The 7315-nt window shown below is 40.4% G+C and carries 6 protein-coding genes, 1 tRNA gene and 1 pseudogene; 2 read left to right on the top strand and 6 right to left on the bottom strand.

The window, feature by feature from the left end:
• Positions 1-568 (top strand): transposase (locus C7R73_RS09465; RefSeq protein WP_161525920.1); only part of this gene is annotated, 568 nt, incomplete at its 5' end.
• 117 nt (positions 569-685) lie between these two features.
• Here the strand turns inward: C7R73_RS09465 and C7R73_RS09460 are convergent.
• Positions 686-769 (bottom strand) — tRNA-Leu (locus C7R73_RS09460).
• A gap of 187 nt (positions 770-956) precedes the next feature.
• On the opposite strand from C7R73_RS09460, the pseudogene C7R73_RS09455 reads away from it, so the two are divergent.
• Positions 957-1378, top strand: a pseudogene (locus C7R73_RS09455) (PH domain-containing protein).
• 244 nt (positions 1379-1622) lie between these two features.
• Here the strand turns inward: C7R73_RS09455 and C7R73_RS09450 are convergent.
• From C7R73_RS09450 to C7R73_RS09430, 5 genes are all read right to left on the bottom strand, one after another.
• On the bottom strand, positions 1623-2549 hold the full coding sequence (locus tag C7R73_RS09450) for a pilus assembly protein TadG-related protein (RefSeq protein WP_106450276.1): 927 nt from the start codon (positions 2547-2549) through the stop codon (positions 1623-1625).
• Positions 2550-2614: 65 nt separating this feature from the next.
• Positions 2615-2959 (bottom strand): DUF192 domain-containing protein, encoded by a 345-nt coding sequence (locus C7R73_RS09445; protein WP_106450275.1) that lies wholly within the window; start codon positions 2957-2959, stop codon positions 2615-2617.
• A gap of 1 nt (position 2960) precedes the next feature.
• Positions 2961-5459: a vWA domain-containing protein gene (locus C7R73_RS09440; RefSeq protein WP_106450274.1), complete on the bottom strand. Its 2499-nt coding sequence runs from the start codon at positions 5457-5459 to the stop codon at positions 2961-2963.
• 25 nt (positions 5460-5484) lie between these two features.
• The gene (locus C7R73_RS09435) at positions 5485-6402 is read right to left on the bottom strand and encodes a type II secretion system F family protein (protein ID WP_106450273.1); all 918 of its coding nucleotides are present in this window, start codon (positions 6400-6402) and stop codon (positions 5485-5487) included.
• 13 nt (positions 6403-6415) lie between these two features.
• Positions 6416-7249 (bottom strand): type II secretion system F family protein, encoded by an 834-nt coding sequence (locus C7R73_RS09430; RefSeq protein ID WP_161525919.1) that lies wholly within the window; start codon positions 7247-7249, stop codon positions 6416-6418.
• Positions 7250-7315 lie beyond the last annotated feature (66 nt).

Here is a 7315-nt window from a genome sequence, read left to right as displayed (position 1 = left end):
GATTATCATCGATCGGTTCCACATTATTCTGCAGGTGAATCGCGCGTTAAACCAAACCCGTATTCAAGTGATGAATGGTCTCCGGAAGTCATCCGAACCAAAGGATCGGCGGGATTATACAAAATTGAAGAACTACTGGAAATTATTACTTTTGGACCAAGACAAGCTGGATTTTACCAATTACCGCTATCACAGACTCTTTAAAAAAGGTATGTTTGACAAGGATATTGTGGATTATCTGTTGGGAATCGATCCCACTTTAAAAGCAAATTATGACGCCTACCAGACTATCAAATATGCTGTGAATCATAAAGAAAAAGAGCTATTTAAAAATTTTCTGAATGAACCCCATAAATCCCTTTCGCCCAACATGACAAAAGCTATTAAGTCACTCAAGGGCGCCGAAGAATACATTCTTAACAGTCTCTCCTATACCTACTCCAACGGAGTAATCGAAGGGATAAACAACAAAATAAAGGTCATCAAGAGAGTATCCTACGGCTACAGGAACATCATTCATTTCCGAAATCGGATTTTTATCCAATTCAATCTTCTTCAGGCAATATAAAAAAACTCCAAAAGAGAAAATTCTCTTCTGGAGTTTGTGAATGTGGCTCCCTTATTTCAACAGATAGAATGTCTCATCAACACCATTTGACAGAGAGCCTTTATTTTACTATTATTATGCGGCCAAGAAGACTCGAACTTCCACGGGAGATACTCCCACCAGCCCCTCAAGCTGGCGCGTCTGCCATTCCGCCATGACCGCAAAACCAACTATTTCATTATACTTTTGAAGATCATTTCTGTCAACGTCTGCTTATTGATTTTCTATAAATTAATAGGATCATGATTATTTAATAATATACGCAAATATGAAACGTTTCAGTATACTAATACTATCCACATATATTTGGGAGGAAAAGCAATTGGCAAAATTTGAATTCGGTAATATCATGCAAGGTGTTTAGGCACCCTGTCCACGCAATCAAAGGAAGATTTGGAGCAGAAATACGCAAAATATCTCTTTGAGTGTGAAGCTATCGAAACGGGTTATCAATTGATTCGAGATGCTATTGTATTCACCAATGTACGCATATTATTTGTGGACAAACAAGCTACGACTAGCAAAAGGACATCATTCAAATCCATTTATCTTATGAATATCGTTGATGTAGAAATGGAAACAGCTGGTTTTGGATTTGATGATAGCGAGATCACAATCACCTACCTGAAGAACATCAAAATAAAAGCACACGCAGAAAGTCTCGAAATGCGAAAATTTGAATTTCCAAAAACAATCGATATTCTACCTCTTTATAAATACTTGGAAGCGTTGGCCTTGAATAACCGCAAAGAAATCAACGTTGGGGAATAATTCTTAATTAAAACATACACACTTAAATCTCGCGTCTCCATCTCGCCAATCGTACAAAAAACATCGACTATTCCCATACAAAGGGTAACTCGATGCTTTTTTCATATCTACTCAACTTTTGCATTCAGTAATATAAGTTGCCTCATTGCTTCATCTAAGGCATCAAGCTTTTTTCGGATTTGCAGATGAAACAGTGGCTACGCGTACCAGAGTATTATTTATAAAATTGTAATTGAGATATATGCTATTCAGTAAGTCTCACATTATGCAAACCAAAGTCAGTTTGTTCACCTGCAACACTACTTCCGACCACTTTGTATTGAAAAGTCCCTACAATCACCCCTTGTTTGATTTTCTGCGTTTTCTTCTTTTCATCCACGTATTCTATGTCAACTTTGTCATCTTGATAATACGATTTTATTTCAAAAACAGCGAACCCGACAATTGTGACCGTTCTCTTCCCATTGACATCCATGGTATCAACTATCGGTATGTAAACTATTTGTTTTTCTGTAAGGCTTTTACCCGTCATGGCTCCAGGTTTTGTATCCACCTTCTCATTTACAAAAATGGGTTGATCATACCCTTCCGTAATAAGCTGTTGAAATAATGTAGCTCCCCCTTTGTTGAAACTGCTTTTTTCAAAACTGATTAATGTCATAAAGTCTAAACCGCCAAAGTTTCCGTTAGACCCGTCTCCTCCACCTTCTTTCAAAGTATATTCCTTTCCAACGATGAAAGCCTGTTGCACAACGCCTACAGGAATTACCCCAGTAACACCATCCGCTGGACTTATGGTGGCGGTGGCACTGGCAGTTACATTTGCGTAATTCAACCCAATGATTTGTGCAAATGTATACACTACCTGCTTAGTTGCGTTTACCTTTACACTATCAGCATCATGGTCTATTTGGGGAACAATATCTTCATACCCGTTTGAGTCAAAATATATGCCCGCACTAGCTATAGCATTAGTTTCGTTGGGCAAGTCAAACGCACCGGCTAAAGCTGCTGCATCTACTGCATTTTGAAGTTTCGCTTTTTCTACATATACATTGCCTACATCCATAACAAAAGCCATAACAGCCAACAGTATCGCAAATATCCCGACAAAAAAAACTAATGCCTGTCCGTGTTCTTCTTTCTTTAATTTTCTTAATTTCTTCAGCATTGCCTTCCCTCCTTCGTAAAAAAGATTTCTCTGTGAGCCATTTATCTTTCATTGATGTCTTTTACCTATTTTCCGACAGAGATTGCATCACCAATCCGTAATTTTTCGCTCAATGTGTGCGCATTACTCTCAATCACATATGTTGCTTCCCTAACAATCGGAGAAATTCTTCCTGGGTTCATTGCGGGCATAATATGGACGACCCTATCATCGGAATCCACAAAGATGACATCTATAGGGAATCTCATGAAAAAACAATGCACACTATTGCATGGTTTTATAATCAGACCTGCCTCTTCAGGCAAATCCTTTTTCCCCATCAACCCAAAGAATCGGCTGATGAAGCTATCTGCGACCTTGGCATTCTCTAGAATGACCTCATTCGTCTCTCTATTCACTAATTTACCCATATCACATCTTACCTTCCAGCACATTTTTTGCTTTTTCTTGTTCCTTGAGACTTTTTACTTCCGTTCTATATACAAATGTATATCCCCCAGTTTCAAATGTATCCTGATCAAATATTTCACTATTTGTTAGAACTTCTCCATCAATCATGAATATACCTGGAGCTTCCGCATTCAATAGTAGGTGAAATGGTTTGTAGCCTTTTGATAGCGATTTATATCCTTCAACCCATTTCATCCCCTTGTTATTTTTCACCACGACAAGGTTCAAAGTATATTTGTATTGGGATTCCTGGATACTTACATCAGGAGTTTTATTGTGTCCCCCAAAAGAAATAGCTATTTCTGATGTATTCTTCGGTAACTGGAATTTCATCATAGAATCGATGGAGTCTTTTTTGTAGTACTCCAAATAACCCAGGTTATTAATTTTTTTCTTGACTAAGACGAAATACAACAGCCGGCCAATCGCAACAAACGAAATCATCAGCACAGTTATCAGGATAATGATATCCTGATTATTTTGGAATGCGTCTTTCAAATTTATCATAAATAGGTCTGTTCCGGACACGACAGAAACCGCAGCCAACAGATCTGTCGTCACTACTGTCAAAGGATCCACAGCTACTAAACTTAACTGAACGTTATGATCATCCAAATTGATGCCATCGGACAGTTTCACCGCAACAACACCGTCCAGTATTTCACCTGATTCCAATAAAATTGGGGTTGATTGGACAGTACCGATTGCAGGGTCGACTTCGACTGTTATCGTTTCACTCCTACCGGAATAATTCTCCAAATGAATTGGGATGCTGATCTCGCCCCCAGGTTTCCCAAGCAAAGCAGCCTTCGGAATTGCACCCACGACTTCTCCCGAAGAGACGACCCTGTAATCTCCAAAATCCTCTTGCAACTGGAACATTTCTTCTTTGTAGACTCCTTGCACAACCAAAGACGCGGAAAATTCACCTTCTTGGTCAAATGGCATAACCGCTGAATAGATTCCATCTCCACCAACTAAGTCACCATTGGCTTCATCCGGACTGTCCGATAACGCCTGTATTTCTTGTCTCCCATCAGCATAGTCCTTCACCAAATTAAAGCTGGTGATTTCTATACCTTGTTGACTTTCGACCACATTCTCACGCATCTCGAGATATCCAGTGACCTTTTTACTTTCCGATAGCTTATAGGTAAGGTTTTCTTTTTCGTATTCATCCGTTCTCAAAGCAGGCAATTCTTGAACTTTGATATTGGTCAGGCTTTTCGTAACCAAAATATCTCCATCTTTTACGACCGTCTCCAAAGAATAGGACCCTTGTTGATCTACTTCATCATATGTGCTTACATAGTAACCATCTTTTAAGGCCAACTGAATACTGTTCGTTTCAGGTATGCCGTTTTTTGATATCAAGACTTCAATAGTCATATCAGGAGACAGTTCCCCTAGCACAGCAACTGCCACTGTAAGTGGTTCATTTACAGGATGCTGCATGTTTGTCTGCGGTTCCACCATCCAGGATTTGAAGAACAGATCCTTATCTCCGAACAGTTGAACGTTACCATCCCCGTTTACGATTAATTGCCATTCACCGGTCAATTCCTTCTCATACTGATTCAATGTGATGATGGTATAATTATCGTTCTTTTGCACCCCTAAATTTTGAGGTACCGTTTGCCCATCTGACGAGACGACGGACACATCCAACCCGGCATTTTCATTTGCCAAAACCATCGTCACTTGGGAAGTATAGGGATCAACGGAAAAGGGAATAGCATGCTCTCCCTGGATGTACAAGCTTTCGTTGAAGACGGTCTGCCGATTTTTCAGCATACGAAGAACCTCAAAAAAATTGGTTGCAATCGCGCTGGGACTTTCAATGAATTTCGCTTCACCATTTGATTCATCTGCAATTCGTTGCAGAATGCTCTGATCGGAATTTCCAAATCCTAGTGTATAAATCGGATAATCCTTCAATCCAATGTTTGCCGTTGTTGCCCAAATGCTGTCCATATATTCTGACATGAAATCCGGATTATCCCTTTGAGCCGAGTTTGGATCAGGCACTCCATCTGTCAGAAAGATGATTACCTTTCGGACATCTTGCTCTGCAAAACTATCAAGCTGATACTCTGCAGCTTGTAAAGCTTTTAAATAATCCGTATCCCCCGACGCCGTTATGGCAGGGGCAAGTGTAGACTTCAAATTTGCTTTATTTTCCATGCTTACCACCTGTTGCATGGGGATTGCTTCCACTGCATCAGTAGAAAACATGACGACACCGAAATAGTCATCGGGGCTCAGCAGATCAATAAAGATTTCCGCGGCTGTCTTTCTCAAGTTATTCGGGTCCGTATCGGCCATACTCCCAGAGGTGTCAATCACTAGGGAAACAGCAATTTTTTCCGAAGTAGTTGTTTCTTCCGCACAGATAGAGGGGATATTAAAAATAAACAGGCTTATAAGTATAACGACCAAGGATATTTTCTTTATGAACATGCTGAGCGTCTCCTTTCTGCTGTTCTCATTTCAAAAAATTCTCCATGATACTGATGATAGATGGACCAACAGCTACTATCAACATCGCAGGCAATAGGCATAGTGTCATAGGAATCGTCATTTTGACTGGGATTTTCGCAGCCTGTGTTTCTAACCGCTGGCGTTTTGCGGTGCGGATTGTTTCCGCCTGAATTCGAAGGACATTCCCGATATTTGAACCGAGTTCTTCAGCCTGAATGATCGAAGTGACGAATGTGGCCAAATCTTCAACCTGTGTGCGTTTCACCAAATCACGAAATGCTTCCGAGCGGTCTCGCCCTTTATTCATCTCATTCATAGTGAATAATAGTTCATCACTCAACGGCCCTTTCAATTTCCTGGTTGTGCGATAAATAGACATGTCAAAAGACAAACCTGCTTCCACTGTTACATGTAGCAAATCCAGAAAGTTAGGCAGAGCATGCTGAATTTGTTGTTTGCGCTCATCTGACTTTGATTTCAAGACCGAATAAGGAAATAAGAATCCCATCAGCACGGCCAAAAACAGGAACGAAGAATTGATCGGCCTTGCAAATCTTCCGGAGATAACGAAATTCATCAGAACCAACAAACTTACCAGAAGGAATTGAATCGCAAGGATATTGTAGTACTTCATTTTATCCAATAACCCGGCACTGGTAAGCAAAGCATTGTACTTGTCACGAATCGAAGAAGGGGCAATTTTCCCCAAGTTTGTTACCATTTTTTCATAGGCCGGATTGATGACCCGCTGTGTGAAAGGCTCATGCATCTCATCAGAAAGAACCTCCCGCGTATCGGAAATGATCTTCACATTATCCAAACGCTCTTTTACTAACGCTTTCGGCTCGAAAAATCGTTCGTAGATTACGTAGAGAATTCCCATGCTGGTGAAAAAAACAGAACTATAAACCAGAATTTCCATTTTTATCTCCCCTTTATACTTTTATGTTCACGATTTTGATCAACGCGAAAACGCCGATGATCATCAATACTGCTGCTGCGATGGCCATTATCATTCCAATTGGATTTGTGATGAAGGCGAATGCTTGATCTGGGCTCGTTTTATATGTCAATAACGCTAAGGCGAAAGGCATGAGGCCGACAACCCAAGCAGACATGCGGTTTTGTGCGGTAAGCGTCCTGATTTCCCCTCTTAATTTGACGCGCTCACGGATTGTTTCCGAAATGGTGTCCAAAATTTCTGCTAAATCGCCTCCGACGTTCATTTGGATCAAAAGGGTAGTGATGAACATGTCCAAATCTTCGTCATCTGTCCGTTTAGAAAAGTCCACCAAAGCCTCTTCCATTGGCTTGCCATATGCATTTTCACGTAAAATTTTTCCGAACTCATCAGCAATGGGGGCTTCCATTTCTTTCGTAATGACCGCCATCGCCTGCGGGAAACTGTAACCTGCCCGCAAGCCATTAGCAAGCAGTCCTAAAGCTTGCGGAAGCTGCGAGTTCAACCTGCGCACTCTCTTTTTCCTGACTATTTCCAAAATTACTTCCGGAACTTTATATCCCACAAAAAATCCGATGAACAAAAATAACAGGTTGCCAGAAATCAGATAGAGCAATATACCTGTTATCAAGCCAGCAGCAAGGGAAATTTTGACAAATTCGAGCGGTTTCATCTTGATGTAGGCTTGAAGCAATTTAGACTGTACATTCAAATAGTATTTTGATTTTTCTATATCTTTATTGAATTTGTTAAACCATCCGGAAAGCTTATTCCTTTTCTCAACCTGGTCTTCCTCACTTGAAGCCAACACATCATCCTGTCTGGTTTGTGACAGTCTTTCCTTTACAGAATGCTTATGTTCAAAGAAAAACAA

The organism is Trichococcus alkaliphilus, assembly GCF_003008695.1.
Lineage (GTDB): Bacteria > Bacillota > Bacilli > Lactobacillales > Aerococcaceae > Trichococcus > Trichococcus alkaliphilus.
Note: the sequence above shows the minus strand (reverse complement) of the source record. Positions and strands in the feature narration are given on the sequence as shown.

Coding starts and splice junctions, on each gene's coding strand:
- C7R73_RS09450 (WP_106450276.1), bottom strand. CDS start 2,549: ATGCTGAAGAAATTAAGAAAATTAAAGAAAGAAGAACACGGACAGGCA.
- C7R73_RS09435 (WP_106450273.1), bottom strand. CDS start 6,402: ATGGAAATTCTGGTTTATAGTTCTGTTTTTTTCACCAGCATGGGAATT.
- C7R73_RS09440 (WP_106450274.1), bottom strand. CDS start 5,459: ATGTTCATAAAGAAAATATCCTTGGTCGTTATACTTATAAGCCTGTTT.
- C7R73_RS09445 (WP_106450275.1), bottom strand. CDS start 2,959: ATGGGTAAATTAGTGAATAGAGAGACGAATGAGGTCATTCTAGAGAAT.